Genomic DNA, 17,323 nt, shown 5'->3' with positions numbered 1-17,323 from the left:
GGCAACTGTTGTCTTCATCTGTCTTCACTGTCGCGAGTGTTCGATGCGGACGTATTCGTCAAGCAGTTGGAGTGCGTGTGTGTTGCCGTCCGCTTCGAGTTCGAGTGCGGACCGCATGGATTCAGCGGCGCTTTTGCCGTGCGGTAACGGCGGCAAGAGGGGTACGTCCGGGTCAGTTATCGCCTCGATCACAACCGGACGGTCTGCTGAAAAGGCAGCGTCGAGCGCTTCGGGCAGGTCGGTGGCATCGGTAATTCGGTGCCCTTGCAGGCCGAGTAGCGCCGCGTACTTTGAAAAATCGAACCGCGGAATTTTCTGTGACGCCTCGAAGCGCGGTTCTGACTCCATTTCCCGTTGTTCCCAGCTCACTTCGGCGAGATCATGATTGTGCAGGACGAGCAGCACGAAGCGCGGGTCCTGCCAGGTGCGCCAGCGCTCGGCAACGGTGACGAGCTCATTGATGCCGAGCATCAGCATAGCGCCGTCACCGGCAACTGCCACGACTGGCTGCTGCGGTGCGCATTCCTTGGCGGCAATACCGTAAGGCACCGCACACCCCATACTCGCGAGCGTGCTCGACAAGTGAGCCGAAACCGATGTCGGCAAATTGATTTGGCGCACGTAGTGATAGACGCTACTGCCGACGTCAATAGCGAGGTTTGCTGAACTGGGGATGCGCTCACCAAAACTCCGTACGACCAGTTCCGGGTTCAACGGACGCGCGGTGACTTCCGATCGCGCTCGGGAAATTGCGTGCCAGGTTTCTATTGCGCCTTGCACTTCCGCTTGCCAGGCAGAATCTGGACGTGCGTCAACAAGCTGCCGAAGCGCATCCAATGTCGGAGCGCTGTCGCCGACTACGCCGACTTCCACCGGGTACCGGTTGCCGAGGACAGCAGGATCAATGTCGATCTGTACCGCCCGAGCTTGACCCGGAGCCGGGTAATACTCACTCCAGGGATCATTGGACCCAACAATGAGCAAAGTATCGCACTCTTGCAGCACGTGTGCCGACGCGGTCGTGCCGAGGTGGCCCATCGTGCCCGCAACGAGAGGATGCGATTCATCCACGTAGGGCTTCCCGAGAAGACTCATCGTTATACCGGCTCCGAGGTGTTCCGCGAGGGCGATGAGCTCAGTCTGCGCGTGTTTCATACCCTGACCCGCGAGTATTGCGGTTTTCTCACCTGCGTTAATCACGCTGGCGGCTGCCTCAAGGTCCTCAGCGCGGGGCATAACCCGACCGGTCGACCAGAGTGGCGCTGATACCACCTCACCGTGTTCTTGGCCCAGGTCGGGGGCGAGTTCTTGCTGCACATCGTGCGGCAAGATGACAACCGCCGGTTTCGAATTCGTAAGCGCTGAGCGGAACGCTCGATCGAGCACTAGTGGCACTTGCTCAGGAGAAGACACCTGCTGCACGAACGGTGACGCGACGTCATGAAAAAGGGTTTGCAAATCGATCTCTTGCTGATAGTCAGAGCCGAGCACAGTGGTGTGTTGCTGCGCGACAAGTGCGACGACCGGCGCACTATCGAGTTTGGCGTCATAGAGCCCGTTCAAGATGTGCACGGCACCGGGACCCTGCGTGGACGTGACCACGCCCACTGTGCCGCCGTACTTCGCCTCGCCCACCGCCATGAAAGCGGCACCCTCCTCGTGCTTTGCTTGGATGAACTCGGGTGCGTTGTCTGCTCGACGCAGAGCGCCGAGCAGCGGATTATTGCCGTCTCCCGAGTACCCGTAGAGGCGCCTCACTTCCCAGCGGTTGAGCCGCTCGATGATGAGGTCGGAAGTGCGTTGCTGCGGTATGGATTGTGCGTCGGTCATAGTTCATGTCCTTCGTATCGTCGCCGTTTGCATACGAGCGAATGGCCGCCCGGAGCAAAGCGTGGTGGGATTGGACATTGCGGGAACGCAACATTCCACATCTACCAAACCTTCTCCCAAAAGCCATGACAGATCATCGGTAACTCCTGGCAATTTCGGCGCCAGCTCGAGTGATGACAAATGCTCATCGCGAGGAGGGTTTGACGCCCTGCGGCTTCACCAGTGTGCCGACCTGGGTGCGCACCCAGTACGCGCCGGTCTCGCGCCGCTCCGCTCGAGTCGCGTAGCGATACTCGAAAACCCGTACGCGGATGAGTGCGGGTGGCTCGCCATCAAAAGGATCCACGCGCAGGAGTCGCAGGATGCTCGGTTCGGCTCGCAGAAGCCGGTCAAGAAAGCGAGCGAACCATTTCTCACGATAGGCGCCGAGCGCGGCGAACCACATCAGCCAGTCGAGCCGCAAATGATAGGGCGCAAACTGACGCGGTGTTCGCATCACGTCCCCGGGCTTGCCGGGGAATTCATATGCACGCCAGTCCTCGTCGCGAGGCTCGAGGGCGAGGGTCCCTTCAATCACGAACTCCCGACGCTCCTTGGTCATCGAACCGAAAGCGCCGTAGGCATTCGCGAGGTGGAGCCGATTGAAACTCGCATTCATCCGCTGCTTCTTCGCCCAAAACAAATTATGGAGCGCCGGCCAACTCAAGGACACTAAGAGCAGGAACACCGCCGCGGTGATCACGTGCCACCACAGCGGTGAAATCGGCACGACTGTCGCATCCGCCGCTGCCATCGCGAAAACTTCCCAGCCCCATCCCGGCCACGGACCGCCAACCAGCCAGCGCAAGAACGAGTCGCTCACCCCAGAGAATGCAAGGATGATGGTCAGCCAGTTCAGCCAGGCGTAGTTGCCGGTGATGACCAGGATGAGTTGGCTCAGGATGATGGCGCCGGCGGCAAAGGATGCGATGGGTTGCGGGAAGAAGAGGAGCCACGGCATCCCGAGTTGGATGATGTGACTGCCGAGGGTTTCGGATTTATGCCACCATTCGGGCTTTTGGTGTGCCCAGCGGCTCACGGGGTTCGGCATGGGCTGCGTTTGATGATGGAAGTGCATCGCGGTGAGATTGCGCCAGGCCGAATCGCCACGCATCTTGATCATGCCCGCACCAAATTCGAGTCGGAACATGAGCCACCGCAAATACAACAGGATGAGCAACGGCGGGGCCACGGCATTCGTCCCGAGAAACCCCACAATGAATCCGGCCTCGAGCAGCATTGTCTCCCAGCCAAAACCGTAGAACCGTTGGCCGACATTGACGATCGACAAATAGAACAGCCACATCACCAGAAATACTGGAATCGTCAACCAGCCCGGTCCGAGCTGAGGCAGGCCCGCGACCACTGCGAGCGCGAGGGCCATGCCAATGACGCACAGAATGCGCAATAAGCGGTCACTATAGGGCGTCAGCCGCCAGCGAAATAGGGTGAGGATGTCTTTCCCGCTCGTGCGTTCGATGAAACGCTTTGCGGGCAGTAACCCTCGCTCCCCGAGGAGCGCCGGGAACTGTCGAAACGTGGAAAGGAAGGCGAGGAAGTAAATCGCCGCGACGCCGCGGAGAATCACTTCGCGCGCGATGGTGTAGTCGTGCGCGTCGAGGAACGAAAACCACGACATCCAATCCATCCGGATCACCCCTTGATTCGACCGCTCTCAATAATCTTCGCCAGTTTTGACAGTTTCGGGAATAGTTTGAGACACTTCCAACGTTACTTGAGTCATACACACTCAACTTTCCTGTTGGAGGTCAACTAATGCCCGCTTTCTTTGGTCCTGCCGGTTCCCAAGACGGTTCATTCGATGAGTTCCTGGCCCGCTACCTGCGAGGTCAGCAATCCAGCCGCTCCGGCCGCTCGATCGATATGACGCGTTTGCTGAGCAAGCGCACCCACGAGATCGTCAATAGTGCCGTGAGCTATGCAGTCGAACACGGTCACACCGATGTCGACGCGCTCCACCTCTTGCGTGCCTCGCTCGTCACCGAGCCAATCGCGAGCCACCTCAAGCACCTCGGAGCCGATCCCGAGGCGATCACGCACGCCATCGACGAGCGTCTTCCCGAGGCAACCGACAAGCGCGCCGAGGGTGCTCACTCGCTGACGGGTTCCGCCCAGCGCGTGCTGCTTGATAGCTATCAGGTGGCGCGGGCCTTCGGGTCGACCTACGTTGACCCCGAGCACCTGTTCTTTGCCTTTGTGTTGAACCAGGACTCGACGGTCGGGCAGCTGCTCGCGAAGTCGGGCATCACCCAGGAGTCATTGCAGGCTGGTGCACAGTCAGCCGAGGGCCAGCAGTTCGACGCTGCCGCAGGTCCCGAAGGTGGCGAGGCAGCGAAGGGCTCGATACTCGAGCAGTTCGGGCTCGACCTCACGGCTGAGGCTCGCGCGGGCAAGCTCGATCCGGTGATCGGTCGCGCTCGCGAAATCGAGCAGACCATAGAGATCCTCGCGCGTCGCACCAAGAACAACCCGGTGCTGATTGGCGAGGCGGGTGTCGGTAAGACGGCGATCGCGGAGGGCCTCGCACAGGCCGTTGCTGCCGATGATGTGCCCGCGCAGCTCAAGGGCAAGCGGGTAATTTCGCTCGACCTTGCCGGAATGATCTCCGGTACCCGCTATCGCGGTGACTTCGAAGAGCGCCTCACCGGCGCCATGGATGAGATTGCCGCCGACGGTGGCAACACGATCGTGTTCATCGACGAGCTACACACTGTGGTCGGTGCCGGTGGCTCGGGTGAGTCGGGCTCGATGGATGCTGGAAACATCCTGAAGCCGCGCCTTGCTCGCGGCGACCTACACATGGTCGGCGCGACCACGCTCAACGAGTTCCGCAAGATTGAGAAGGATGCGGCCCTCGCACGCCGCTTCCAGCCGGTCACCGTTGGCGAGCCGAACGTGGAAGACGCCGTGAGCATCCTCACCGGATTGCAAGACCGCTACGCGGAACACCACGGCGTGACCTACACGCCGGAGGCAATTCGCGCAGCCGTCGAGCTTTCGGACCGTTATATCAGCGACCGTTTCCTCCCCGACAAGGCGATCGACCTGATCGACCAGGCCGGTGCACGAATATCGCTGCAAGCGGGACCTGTCGTAGACCTCGAGGCACTTCGCACCCGACTTGGCGAGCTCGAAGCAGACAAGCGCGCCGCAATCGAGGCCGAGAACTTCGAGCGCGCGGGCGAAGTCCGCGACCAAATTCGTGCGGTGACCGAGGAGTTTGAGGCTGCAACCGCATCCTCAAACTCCGAGGCTGCAGTTGCGAAAAACCGCGTGGTCGACGAGCAGCAAATCGCCGAAGTGGTCTCGCGCGCGACCGGAATCCCGGCCACGTCGATGACCGAGTCGGAGAAATCACGTCTCGCGCGGCTCGAAGAGCAGCTCCACGAGCGGGTGGTCGGACAGGATGAGGCCGTCACCGCAGTTGCCAAGGCCGTGCGTCGCAATCGCACCGGCATGGGCGACCCCGCCCGGCCCGTTGGCAGCTTCCTCTTCCTCGGACCCACTGGTGTCGGGAAGACCGAGCTCGCGAAGGCTCTCGCTGAGTCGCTCTTTGATGATGAGACCGCCATGGTCCGCTTCGACATGAGTGAGTTCGGTGAGCGCCACACGGTTTCACGACTGGTCGGGGCCCCTCCGGGATACCTCGGCTACGACGAGGCGGGCCAGCTCACCGAGCAGGTGCGTCGTCGGCCATACTCGGTTGTGCTGCTCGATGAGATCGAGAAGGCGCACCCGGACGTGTTCAACTTGCTGCTGCAGGTGCTTGACGACGGTCGTCTCACCGACGGTCAGGGCCGCACGGTGGACTTCCGCAACACGGTGGTCATCATGACCTCGAACCTTGGTTCGGAGTTCATCGCGGCCAAGGGTGCACCCCTCGGGTTCGCCTCCGGGCGCGTCGAAGATGCTGACCGCGATATGCGCCAGAAGGTGATGGGCAAGCTGCGCGAGTCGATGCGTCCAGAGTTCCTCAACCGCATTGATGAAACGGTACTCTTCCGCAAGCTCGAACCAGAGCAGTTGCGCGATATTGCACAACTGCAGCTCGGCAAGTCGATTGCTCGCCTCGCCACGCAGGGCATCACGCTGCAAGTGGCGGATGCGGCGGTCGCGTGGATCGCGGATGCTGGCTATGAGCCCGAGTTCGGGGCGCGCCCGCTGCGCCGTGTGATTCAGCGCGAACTCGATGACCGGATCGCCGACCTGCTGGTGGGCGAAGAGGTCACCGAAGGCGGTACCATCTCGGTGACCGTGGATGCGCAGGGTCAGCTGCAAGTGGCCGCCGCTCGGGAAGAAATTACCGCCTAGCGACCCCGCGCCGGAGCACAGAAAATCCCGATTGGGGTCTCCGACGGAGACATGTCCCCTAACTTGGCGACATCGACCCGTTGCAGGCCCCAATCGGGATTTTTCCAGCCGCGAAAGTGGAGTTGTGCCCCCACTGACCTGACCCTTAGCCCGGCCCCATATCCGGCGCGGGGGCCATGCCCGGCGCATAGTCCACGAACTTCGAGAGGTGGCCCTGGAAGAGCACGGTAATCGTGTCGGTGGGGCCGTTACGGTGCTTCGCGACAATGAAGTCGGCTTCTGAGGCGCGCGGGTGGTCCTTCTCGTAGGCACCTTCGCGGTGCAGCAGGATGACCATGTCAGCATCCTGCTCAAGCGAACCCGATTCACGCAGGTCACTGATTGCCGGTTTCTTGTCGGAACGCTGCTCAGAGTTACGGTTCAGCTGCGAGAGTGCGATCACCGGCACCTCGAGCTCTTTCGCAAGCAGCTTCAACGCACGCGAGAACTCGGAGACCTCTTGCTGGCGGGACTCGACGCGCTTACCCGAAGTCATGAGCTGGAGGTAGTCGATGACGATGAGTTTCAAGCCGTATTTTTGCTTGAGTCGTCGGCACTTGGCGCGAATCTCAACAAGGGTCATATTGGGTGAGTCATCAATGAACAGTGGCGCTTCCGAGATGTCACCCTGGGTGCGCATGATCCTCGCCATATCGTCATCCGAGACCTTGCCGGTACGCATGTGCTGCAGCTTGACGTTCGCTTCCGCGGAAAGTAGACGCATTGCGATCTCGGCACGACTCATTTCGAGCGAGAAGAAAATTGACGGCTCATTGGCGTGCACGGATGCGTTGCGGCATAGGTCGAGTGCGAACGTCGACTTACCGAGACCCGGGCGAGCAGCGATGATGATGAGCTGCCCGGAGTGCAATCCGTTCGTCAGTGCGTCGAGGTCGCGGAAGCCGGTCGGGACACCGGTCATCGTCCCGTCGCGGTTCTGGGCCGCATCGATCTCGGCCTGTGCGGCGTTAAGCGCATCGCTGAGGGGGACGTAGTCCTCCGTCTCTACGCCACCGGTGACCCCGTAGATTTCGGCCTGTGCCTGGTTGACGAGCTCCACAACTTCGCCCTCGGCGCCGTAGCCCATCTGCACGATTCGCGTGCCCGCTTCGACCAGGCGACGCAATACGGCACGCTCAGCGACGATGCTGGCGTAGAACCCGGCGTTTGCGGCCGTGGGCACAATTCCCGCGAGGGTGTGCAGGTACTCGGCGCCACCGGCGCGCTGCAGGTCGCCCGTCTTGGTGAGTTGGTCGGTGACGGCAATAACGTCCGTGGGCTCGCCAGCGGCATAGAGCGTCTGCAGCGCATCAAAGATGATCTCGTGTTTGGGGATATAGAAGTCCGGGCCGCGGACCTCCTCGACGACGTCGGCCACGGCATCCTTCGACAGGAGCATGCCACCCAGCGCCGACTGCTCAGCGAGCAGATCATGCGGCGGGGTGCGAGGGCCGTCCTGCGCGTCCCTCGAGCGCTCGCGAGTTTCTGCCCCCAGATGCGTGATCGTCATCAACGTCCTTTCTCTGCGCTAATCCAGTACGGAATACTTCTACCGCGACCCTCCGACATGGGCGGAAAAAGAAGCGCTTCGTCACCATAGCGGCCAATCTCTCCACAAAAACCACGCCCTGTGGATAACTTGTGGAATCACCGTGGACGGACCTGGGGAGGGTTGTGCACTCAGTGTGTATAACTGTGGACAAGTGAACTGGCAAGCACAATTAATCCCTGCGTAATCAGGTATTTCCGAGTCCACAGTCGAAAATCTCAAACTGTGTAAAGTTCAACTTTAGACTTTCACCTGTCTGTGACTTAGCTGTGGATAAGTTGTCTCAGGCACACAAAAAAAAGTTGGTCAAGCATCCAACGAAGGATGCTTGACCAACTTTTGTGGAAGAGGTCCACACCGCCTAGCGGGCGGCGATCACCTGAACCTGGAAGACTGCGACAATGTCTTCGTGCAAACGCACGGTTGCCTCGTGGTTACCGGTCGACTTGATCGGGTTGGGGAATACAACCTTACGCTGGTCGATTTCGCCGATTCCCTGCGCCTTGATCGCTTCAGCCACAGCCGCGGGGCGGACGGAACCGAAGAGACGGCCTTCCTTACCAGCCTTGACGGTGACCTTGACGATTGCGGCCTCAAGCGACTGCTTGAGTGCCTGGGCGTCTTCGATGGAGTGGAGTTCACGAGCAGTGCGAGCCTGCTGGATCTGTTCGACCTGCTTCTCGCCGCCACGGGTCCAGTTCACTGCCAGGCCCTGTGGGACCAGGTAGTTACGCGCGAAACCGTTGCGTACTTCGAGAACGTCGCCTGCCGAGCCGAGCCCGGAGACCTCGTTAGTGAGAATTACCTTTGCCATGATGTGGTGGTCCTTTCTTCCTAGCGGCCTGAACCGGCGTACGGAAGGAGGGCCATTTCGCGGGCGTTCTTCACGGCGCGAGCGATGAGTCGCTGCTCCTGAACCGAAACGCCGGTGATGCGACGGGCGCGGATCTTGCCACGCTCCGACACAAACTTGCGAAGGGTGTTGACGTCCTTGTAGTCAATGACGCCAACCTTAATGCTTTTTGCGGGTGCTACGGGCTTGTCTTTGCCGCGCCCCATAGTGCGGCGCTTGCCGCTGGACTTACCAGCCATGCTGATGTGCTTCTTTCTTCGAAATTAGGAATCTGTGTTGAGACGCCAACCGTTAGAACGGTGGCTCGTCGTCAAATCCACCCGAGGGACCCGCGCCTGGAGCCGCCCAACCACCAGAGCCGTAGCCACCGCCGCCACCAGACTGCTGGCCGCCCCACGGCTCTTCGGCCTGTGGGCGCTGCTGCTGGACGGGCTGTGACTGCTGCTGGGGCTGACGCTGCTGGCCTCCGCCAACGGCGCCGCCACCCCCACCCGCGGAACTGCGGGTGACCTGTGCGGTCGAGTAGCGAAGCGCCGGACCGATCTCATCGACATCGAGTTCGAACGCGGTGCGCTTCTCGCCCTCGCGGGATTCGTAGGAACGCTGCTTGAGCTTGCCCTGTGCGATGACGCGCTGACCCTTGGTCAACGTTGCCGCCACATTTTCAGCGTGCTCGCGCCAGACAGATGCACGAAGGAACAGTGCCTCGCCATCCTTCCACTCGTTCGCCTGACGGTCGAACGTGCGGGGGGTGGATGCGATTGTAAAGTTCGCTACCGCGAACCCGTTCGGGGTGTATCGGAGTTCGGGGTCGGCGGTGAGATTTCCCACCACTGTGATGATCGTGTCGCCTGCCATGTCGCGCTCCCTACTTAGTGGACTTGTAGTTACTCAGTCTCGGACTTGGAAGAGGCTGCAACCTTGGCGGCCTCTGCTGCGTTCGACTTTACGTACTCAGCCTTCTTAGCTGACTCAGCCTTTGCAGCGGCAACGCGAGCGATCGCTTCTTCGGCACGCAGCACCTTGGTGCGCATGATTGCCTCAGACAGGCGAAGCTGACGGTCGAGCTCCTTCGCAGTGTCTGCGTCAGAGGTGAAGTTGACGACGGCGTAAACGCCTTCCGACTTCTTCTGGATTTCGTAAGCAAGCTTGCGGCGTCCCCAGATGTCGATGTTCTCGATGGTGCCGCCACCCTTGGTGACGACGGCGAGGAACTTATCGAGGCTCGGGGCGATGGTGCGCTCGTCGATCTCTGGATCGATGATCACCATGAGCTCATACTGATGCACGATAAACCCACCTCCTTTGGTCTTGAACGGCTGCGGACGTTCCGCAGCAGGAGGGTCATTGCATCGCATCCCCTACGGTTAATTGAGCGGATGCCATTGCCCGGCACGATTGCGACGGGACAACTTCATAAGTTTAGACCGTCAACTGCTACGACGCCAGTAGAAATATCCGTCTTTGTGTAGAGAAAAATCCCTCCGCCGCTGGATCGACTCGTTCGGGTTCGAGTGATGAGATGGTTGTATCCGAGATTAGAGGAGCAGCTATGACATCCGCGCCCCCTCCGTACCCCAACGGACACGGGTACCCGCCGCAACAGCCACCGCCTCAACCTCAGCCGGCCCCGCCAAGCTCCGGGCTGAATGGCTTTGGACTTACCGGTCTCATCATTGGCGTGGTGGGCCTTGCGGTGTGCTGGATTCCCTTCATCGGGTTCGCGGGAATCTTTATCGGCTTCGTCGGGCTCGTCTTCGGCGTGCTCGGCCTCGCGCTGGATAAGTATCGAGGTCGGCGACTCTTGGCAATCATCGGCACGATCGTGAGCGCAATTGCGGTCGGACTCTCAATGTTCTTGCCGTTTATCACCGGCGCGTGGTGGACCTGGAACCAACTGGACGAATCCGGCGTATTTGATGAGTTGGAAGAGGAACTTAAAGAGTCCTTCGAAACCTCTAACCCTGACTACGGAACGGATTCGGAAACCGACGACCCCACGGACCTGGACTCGCCTGGCCCCGCACCGAGTGACTTCCCGGAGGAGACTGGGGTGCCGGAGACACCCGGATCGGTTCGCCCCTAAGACACGGCGAATCGTAACGAGATTCCCCGCATCCCCAGCAGTACTGAGTAGAGGAGTGATGATGACGTTCAACTCGGACCCACAGTCAACATCGGGCGAGAGTCAGCCGAGCTTCGAGCCGCAGCCTTATGATCCGGAGCAGGTCAAGCAGTCACCCTATGGGACTGGGCAGAGTGCGATTGAGCCGGCGCCACAGCCCAACGACTACCAGCAGTCGGCCTACGGTCAGGCTCCAGGACAGGTTGCACCGTACAGCGGGCCGCAGTCAAACGGGCCGCAGTACGGCGCGCCCCAATACAGCGGGCCGCAATACAACGGGCCGCAGTACGGCGGAACCCCGTACTCGGTTTCGCAGTACGGCGCACCTCAGTACGCGCCCAATCCCTATCCCACGCAGAATGTCGAAAACAGCACGAACATTCCGGGACTGTGGTCGCTCATCCTGGCATTGTCAACGTGGGTGATTGCGTTCATCCCCATTCTCGGAGTCTTCGCATTCCTCACACCGTTCGCGGGCATCGTGACGGGCATCATCGGCTTGGCAATGGAAAAGTACCGTGGCAAACGCGCTCTGGCGGGATGGGGACTGGGCCTGAACATCGCGACCATCATCGTCGTGCCGCTACTCATCATCCTCTTCGTCGCGTCAGTGATCCCATTCGCAATCCTGCAAAGTGAGACCTCCTACTAGCAGCGCGGAGCGCCGTTTAGGCGCGGTTCGCCCACCACTCAAGCAACCGCTTCGTCGCCTCTTCTTCAACAAGCGGCCCCTCGTCGAGTCGCAGATCGAGTAGGAACTTCCGTGCCTCACCCACCTCGCGACCGGGTTTGAGGTCGAGGATGCGCATAATCTGATCCCCATCGAGGTCCGGTCGCATGGACTCCATTTCTTCGCGTTCGCGGAGTTCAGCCAGTCGGTGCTCGAGGTCATTGATGCCGAATTGGAGTCGCTCGGACTTCCGCCGGTTCCGCGTGGTGATATCGGCCCGAATGAGCAGCAGTAGCTGCTCGAGACGCTCGCCAGCATCCCGTGCGAAGCGGCGCACGGCCGAGTCGGTCCAGCCAGCATTGCCGTAGTTGTACATCCGCATGTGGAGTTCCACGAGGCGGGCAATTTGCTTCACGGTGTCGTTGTCGAAGCGCAGCGTGCTGAGCCGCTTTTTCGTCATCTTCGCACCGACCCAGTCGTGGCCGTGGAAGGTGACCTGACCATTCGGGCCAAATTCACGCGTGCGGGGTTTGCCGATATCGTGCAGCAGCGCGGCAATCCGCAACACCACATCGGGAGCAGGCATGTCCCCACCCTGCTCGACAATCCCGGCCGCCGCCTCTTTTTCGAGCGCAATTGCGTTTTCGAGCACCTGAATCGAGTGCTCGTACACATCCTTGTGCTGGTGTGCCGAATCGCGTTCGAGCTGCAGGGCGGGAAGCTCCGGCAAGATAATCTCGGCCAGACCGGTTTCGACCATAAGCTCGATGCCGGCGCGCGGTGAATCGGTGGCCATGAGCTTGATGAACTCATCGCGCACGCGTTCCGCCGAAATATCGCGGATGCGTTCGGTCAGTTCTTGAATCGCCGCAAAGGAATCGCCGTCCAGGTGAAAACCGAGCTGGGAGGTGAATCGCACCGCCCGCAGCATCCGCAGCGGGTCGTCGCCGAAAGACACTTCAGGCTCAATTGGCGTGCGTAAGACCCCGTCGATGAGGTCTTGGAACCCACCCGTGGGGTCGACGAGTTCGAGCTTGGGTAGCGACAACGCAAGCGCGTTGACCGTGAAGTCACGGCGATGCAAATCGCCTTCGATCGAATCACCGAAGGCAACGACTGGCTTTCGCGACTGGCCATCATAGGTATCGGCGCGATACGTGGTGATCTCAACCTGTTCGCCGTCAATTCGGGCGCCAATGGTGCCAAATTCCCGACCAATATCCCAGTGCGCCTGCGCGATCGGTTTCACTATCTCAAGGATGCGTTCAGGTCGCGCATCCGTCGCAAAGTCAAGATCGTGGACCCCGCGGCCGAGGAAGGCGTCACGTACCGGCCCGCCTACGAGGGCGAGCTGCGCATCCGCGGCGGCGAAAGCCGTCGAGAGCTTGGCGACGGGTCCCGATTGGGCGAGTTCCGTCAGTCTCGCCATTGCTGTTTGCACGTGTTCCACCGAATCAGTCTACGAGTTTAGCCGGATATCGCGTTCCGTCGCGCGGACGAGGCGAACCAAGCCTCACCGCTCGTACACTGAAGGTCATGTCCGATGCACCGCATCCGCGAGCACCACGGCTGTGGCGACGGGTTGTCGCCGCAACAGCCGTGGTGCTTGGGCTCGGTGGAGCGGTTCCTTCGCTCGCAGCAGCCGCGCCCGCCACTGCACCGGACGCGGCAACTGCGCCCGCAGGCGGCGCCATTGGGGACGGTGTCGATGGCGAGTTATCCGCCGAAATCGTGTTGCTGGACGGCGGGGTGCTCACCGCCGACGAGGAAACGCGAGCCACCGTGGTCCTCATGAACCGGACCGAGGAGGTCGCCGACGCCAGCGAAATTGCGCTCCTGATCGACAGCAACACGATTGACACTCGCTACGAATTGAATCAGTGGACCGGCGAAGAAGATCCGGACGCCGACACTTCTTCTGGAACTGAGGTTTTCCGTGATGTCATCGGTGCGATCCAGCCGGGTGCCACCTTCGAAATCCCGGTAACGCTGAGCGCCGAGGCCACGGAATCGCTCAATGATGGACAGTTCGGTGCCCGTGGCATCACCCTGGAGTGGGAAACCAACGGGGAGGTTGTCGCACAGGACCGTGCCACGTTCGTCTGGAATGCCGAGTCGCTTGCTTCGCCTGTGAGCATCAGCCCCATCGTGCCGATTGTGAGCGACCTCGGTGAGGAGGAGCTGCTCAGCATTGCGGAGCTCGAGATCCTTACTGCGCCGCAGGGTGATCTCACGCTACTGGTGGATGCGGTGGCAGGCACGGACGCGACACTCGCCATTGACCCGCGACTGCTGGTCTCGATTCGGGCGCTCGGTGCGGATGCACCCGCAACGGCAGTGGCGTGGCTCGAGCGTCTTGAGCAGCTCGAAAACGAGAGCTTTCCGCTCGAGTTTGCGGATGCGAGCCTCACGCTCCAACAGCAGGCCGGACTCGAGCAGCCCCTGCAGCCCACAGGTTTCTCCTATGCGACGGCCGATCACGAATTTTTTACGGTCGTTGAGCCGGATGAAACTCCAACCCCGACACCCACCAATAGCGACCCGACCGCATCCGAAACAGTACCCCCAACACCGCCAGCCGACCCCACAGACCAACTCGAAGCAGAACCACAGCCCTCGGATCCCTCGTCCACTGAACCAGCTGGGACCGATCCCACGGCAACCGACCCAGAGGGCACCGTCGCCGAGGACGCTCCCGAGCCGACCCAGGAAGAAGAGGAGGTCCTCGAGCCTCGGCCGGCGCCGGATCTCGAAGAGCTCATGGCCTTCGACTACACCCGTCCCGAACTGGAATGGCCCGCGGCCGGCACCGTAAGCGACCTCGACGCGCTCAGCGACTGGGGCGCGGGCGCGATCGTCCTCAGTGGCGACCAGGTCACGCTCTCACCAGACCGCTACGCGACACCCAGCTCGCAGCACCAGGTCGCAGGCACTGAGGTGCTGGTGACCGACGCGGAGTTGGATGCCGCAATCGCGAGCACGGTGACCGCGACGGAAGAACTCGACTTCCGCGACGCATCCGCCGAGGTCGCCACCCTGCTTGCTGTGATTGCGCGCGAGCTCCCCAACGAAGCTCGCCAGATCGTGACCACGCTGCCGCGGGCCGCGCTCGAAGACCCCGAACTGCTCGCGCAACTGCTCGACGCAATGGCCGAGAACAGTTGGACCGAACTCGACTCGATTCCGGACCGTGCCGAGGATCCAACGGTACTCACGGAAACCGAACTGCTTCCCGGCTCGCACTCGGATGCGGCAATCGCCCAGTTTGAAGAGCTCGCGACTGCCAATGAGCGAGGTCTCGAGCTCACGGCACTCTATGCCGAGCCGCAGGCAGTCGCCGAAGAGCTTCGCGCCAAGCTGCTGTACTCGATTCGCCTGCCGATCATTGATACCGATGGCTGGACACCCGTTGCGCATGAGTTCATTGAGTTTGCCACCGCTGCCGCCGACCAGATTTCGGTCGCAGAAGGCAGCGAAATTCAACTGATCGGCCACGACAGTTCGCTTCCGATCTTTATCGAGAATCAGAGCGATCGTGAAGTGATCGTGGAAGTGCGCTTACGTGCCACCACCGGGCATCTCACCGTCACTGACACCAGCGTGATTACGATCCCCGCGGGAGGCGTTACCCGCGCAAGCATCCCCGTTCAGGCCATCGCGAACGGCGTCTCGAGTGTCGAAGCAACCCTGTGGACCGTCGAGAACACGCAGCTCAACAACTCTGCGGAACTCGTCGTCAACGTACACGCGAGTCTCGAAACCGTCGCCGTTTCCCTGCTAATTGGTGCTGGTGTGCTGCTGTTTGTCGTCGGTGTCTGGCGAACAATCCGCCGTCGAAAACGCGATCGAGCCGACGAAGTGGGAGAATCGACCGATGCAACCACCGCATCCACACCCGAAGCAGTGGAAAACACCGGCGAATCAGGAAGCAGTAGCGACACGTAGCAATGGCTAAATCTTTCGGACGTACGAGCCTCGTACTTGCCTCGGGCACACTCGTTTCGCGTGTCCTCGGGTTCATCAAGGCCATCGTCCTCGCGCAGACGATCGGTCTCGTGGGGTCGGCCTCCGCCGACGCCTTTGCGAATGCCAACTCTCTGCCGACCAATATCTACTCGCTGATCGCCGGTGGTCTGCTCAACGCGGTGCTCGTGCCGCAGATCGTCCGGGCCACGAAGCGACCCGACGGTGGTCGCGAGTATGTGAACCGACTCATCACACTCTCGATCGTGCTGCTCGGCGGACTCACGCTGATCGTCACGATCGGTGCACCCGTGCTGTCGTGGATTTACGGCATCACGCTCTCGGAAGAGCAACTCGGCCTGGTGATCGCGCTCGCGTACTGGTGTTTGCCGCAGATTTTCTTCTACGGCTTGTACGCGGTGGTGTCGGAGGTGCTCAACGCGCGCAGTATCTTCGCGCCATTCGCTTGGGCCCCGGCGCTCAACAACGTCATCGCGATCCTGATGCTCATCCTGTTCTCGGTCATCTTTGGCGCAGACCCCGCCGGATCGCGCGAAATCGCGGACTGGACGCCAACAATGATCGCCGTGATCGGTGGCGGTACCACCCTCGGTGTGGTCGCACAGGCGGTCGTACTCTTCTTCTTCCTGAAGAAGGCCGGACTGCAATACCGGCCCGATTTCCACTTCCGCGGCACCGGCCTCAGCCGCATCGGAAAGCTCGCGGGATGGTCGTTCGGTTTGCTCATCGTGGTGCAGATCACCGGCTGGCTTGAGACGGTCGCAGCGAACGTGGCTTTCGGTCAGGCCGCTTCGATTGCGGCGCGGCAAAACGCGTGGATGATCTTCATGCTGCCGCACTCAATCGTGACGGTGTCACTGACCACGACGATGTTTACCTCGCTGAGCGAGAAAGCTGCCGCCAAGGATACGAGATCGGTCATCGCCGATTTCTCGCGCGGTGCGCGATCGATCACGATGTTCATGATTTTCTCCGCCGTTGGCCTGATGGTGATTTCGCCCGCCTTCGCGAGAATTTTTGATGCGAGCGACGTCGGGCTCGAAGCGCTCGCGATCCTGATTTCCGGAGCGATGCTGAGCTTGCTCGCCTACTCGCTGCTCTACTACATCCAGCGCGTCTTCTACGCGTTTGAAGACACAAAGAGTGTCTTCCTGCTCTACGCCCTCACTTCACCCATACAGTTCGCCGGTATTTTGCTCATCGCAAACTTCGCGCCGGTGGAAGTGCTCGTATTGCAGCTCGTGCTCTTGCAGTCCGCAACGACCATTTTGCGCTTCCTGATCATGATCAACGTGCTGCGCAAGCGCCTCGGCAGAGTGGACGGGCGGAATCTTGTTCGTGCCACGGTGCGCTTCAGCGTGTTCATCATCCCCGCCGCGATCGTCGGGCTCTTGCTCATGTGGGTGCTCGGCGGATTTGAAGCGAGCGGCTGGGCGCGAATCAGCATTGTGAATGCGCTCATCGCCTGCCTGGTGGCTGGCGGTGCGATGGCAATCGTCTTCTTTGGTCTTGCCATTGCGACGCGCAGCCCCGAAATCGAGACCTTCGTTGGCCCGCTCATCAATCGCATCGTGGGGCGTCGCGGTCGTCACTCGGTCGAACTCGCCCGCCACTCAGCCGCCGCGGTGAATGCCGATAAATTTGCCGAAGAGCACAACTCACTCGTGCGCCAATACTCGCCCGATATGGGATCAGGCATTGGTTCCACCTCGCAGTCAAGCCCGGAAGGTGAAATGGCGGCGATGGCAAGCCAGGTCACCACTGAGATGCCGAGCCGGCGTGAAATGCGCGAATATGAACGTAAGAAGCAGCGAGAGGCCTACGAAAAGCGCGTAGAACTCGATGATGAACCGCTCATCTGATCCCAAAGTCCATCCGCTCTACTGTGCGGAATACTCAAGC

Annotated in this window: 13 protein-coding genes; 5 read left to right on the top strand and 8 right to left on the bottom strand. The window is 60.8% G+C overall.

Features of this window, described 5'->3' with window-relative positions:
* Positions 1-24: 24 nt before the first annotated feature.
* Both ACTHXA_RS05435 and ACTHXA_RS05430 read right to left on the bottom strand, forming a co-directional pair.
* Positions 25-1,830: a thiamine pyrophosphate-requiring protein gene (locus ACTHXA_RS05435; protein ID WP_441670149.1), complete on the bottom strand. Its 1,806-nt coding sequence runs from the start codon at positions 1,828-1,830 to the stop codon at positions 25-27.
* A gap of 184 nt (positions 1,831-2,014) precedes the next feature.
* Complete coding sequence (locus ACTHXA_RS05430; protein WP_441670147.1) at positions 2,015-3,517, bottom strand: lipase maturation factor family protein; 1,503 nt, start codon at positions 3,515-3,517, stop codon at positions 2,015-2,017.
* 128 nt (positions 3,518-3,645) lie between these two features.
* Between ACTHXA_RS05430 and ACTHXA_RS05425 the strand changes: the two genes are divergently transcribed.
* Complete coding sequence (locus tag ACTHXA_RS05425) at positions 3,646-6,201, top strand: ATP-dependent Clp protease ATP-binding subunit (protein WP_441670145.1); 2,556 nt, start codon at positions 3,646-3,648, stop codon at positions 6,199-6,201.
* 145 nt (positions 6,202-6,346) lie between these two features.
* On the opposite strand, the gene dnaB is transcribed toward ACTHXA_RS05425, so the two are convergent.
* From dnaB to rpsF, 5 genes are all read right to left on the bottom strand, one after another.
* Positions 6,347-7,750 (bottom strand): replicative DNA helicase, encoded by a 1,404-nt coding sequence (gene dnaB, locus ACTHXA_RS05420; protein WP_441670143.1) that lies wholly within the window; start codon positions 7,748-7,750, stop codon positions 6,347-6,349.
* Positions 7,751-8,150: 400 nt separating this feature from the next.
* Positions 8,151-8,603 (bottom strand): 50S ribosomal protein L9, encoded by a 453-nt coding sequence (rplI, locus tag ACTHXA_RS05415; RefSeq protein WP_441670141.1) that lies wholly within the window; start codon positions 8,601-8,603, stop codon positions 8,151-8,153.
* A 20-nt stretch (positions 8,604-8,623) separates the two neighbouring features.
* Positions 8,624-8,881 (bottom strand): 30S ribosomal protein S18, encoded by a 258-nt coding sequence (gene rpsR, locus ACTHXA_RS05410; protein ID WP_441670139.1) that lies wholly within the window; start codon positions 8,879-8,881, stop codon positions 8,624-8,626.
* Positions 8,882-8,933: 52 nt separating this feature from the next.
* Positions 8,934-9,500 carry a single-stranded DNA-binding protein gene (locus ACTHXA_RS05405; RefSeq protein ID WP_441670137.1) on the bottom strand — a complete coding sequence of 189 codons (567 nt, stop codon included), beginning with the start codon at positions 9,498-9,500 and terminating at the stop codon, positions 8,934-8,936.
* Between the two features lie 29 nt (positions 9,501-9,529).
* Complete coding sequence (gene rpsF / locus ACTHXA_RS05400; protein ID WP_441670135.1) at positions 9,530-9,931, bottom strand: 30S ribosomal protein S6; 402 nt, start codon at positions 9,929-9,931, stop codon at positions 9,530-9,532.
* A 263-nt stretch (positions 9,932-10,194) separates the two neighbouring features.
* On the opposite strand from rpsF, the gene ACTHXA_RS05395 reads away from it, so the two are divergent.
* Both ACTHXA_RS05395 and ACTHXA_RS05390 read left to right on the top strand, forming a co-directional pair.
* Positions 10,195-10,728 carry a hypothetical protein gene (locus ACTHXA_RS05395; protein WP_441670133.1) on the top strand — a complete coding sequence of 178 codons (534 nt, stop codon included), beginning with the start codon at positions 10,195-10,197 and terminating at the stop codon, positions 10,726-10,728.
* Positions 10,729-10,789: 61 nt separating this feature from the next.
* On the top strand, positions 10,790-11,419 hold the full coding sequence (locus ACTHXA_RS05390; protein WP_441670131.1) for a hypothetical protein: 630 nt from the start codon (positions 10,790-10,792) through the stop codon (positions 11,417-11,419).
* Positions 11,420-11,435: 16 nt separating this feature from the next.
* Here ACTHXA_RS05390 and ACTHXA_RS05385 read toward each other — a convergent pair whose 3' ends face one another.
* Complete coding sequence (locus ACTHXA_RS05385; RefSeq protein ID WP_441670129.1) at positions 11,436-12,887, bottom strand: CCA tRNA nucleotidyltransferase; 1,452 nt, start codon at positions 12,885-12,887, stop codon at positions 11,436-11,438.
* Between the two features lie 86 nt (positions 12,888-12,973).
* Here ACTHXA_RS05385 and ACTHXA_RS05380 point away from each other — a divergent pair, with 86 nt between their 5' ends.
* Together ACTHXA_RS05380 and murJ are read left to right on the top strand one after the other, a co-directional pair.
* Positions 12,974-15,382 (top strand): DUF6049 family protein, encoded by a 2,409-nt coding sequence (locus tag ACTHXA_RS05380; protein ID WP_441670127.1) that lies wholly within the window; start codon positions 12,974-12,976, stop codon positions 15,380-15,382.
* A 2-nt stretch (positions 15,383-15,384) separates the two neighbouring features.
* Positions 15,385-17,283 carry a murein biosynthesis integral membrane protein MurJ gene (gene murJ / locus ACTHXA_RS05375; protein ID WP_441670125.1) on the top strand — a complete coding sequence of 633 codons (1,899 nt, stop codon included), beginning with the start codon at positions 15,385-15,387 and terminating at the stop codon, positions 17,281-17,283.
* Positions 17,284-17,323 lie beyond the last annotated feature (40 nt).

This window comes from Gulosibacter sp. (genome assembly GCF_052090685.1).
Lineage (GTDB): Bacteria > Actinomycetota > Actinomycetes > Actinomycetales > Microbacteriaceae > Gulosibacter.
Note: the sequence above shows the minus strand (reverse complement) of the source record. Positions and strands in the feature narration are given on the sequence as shown.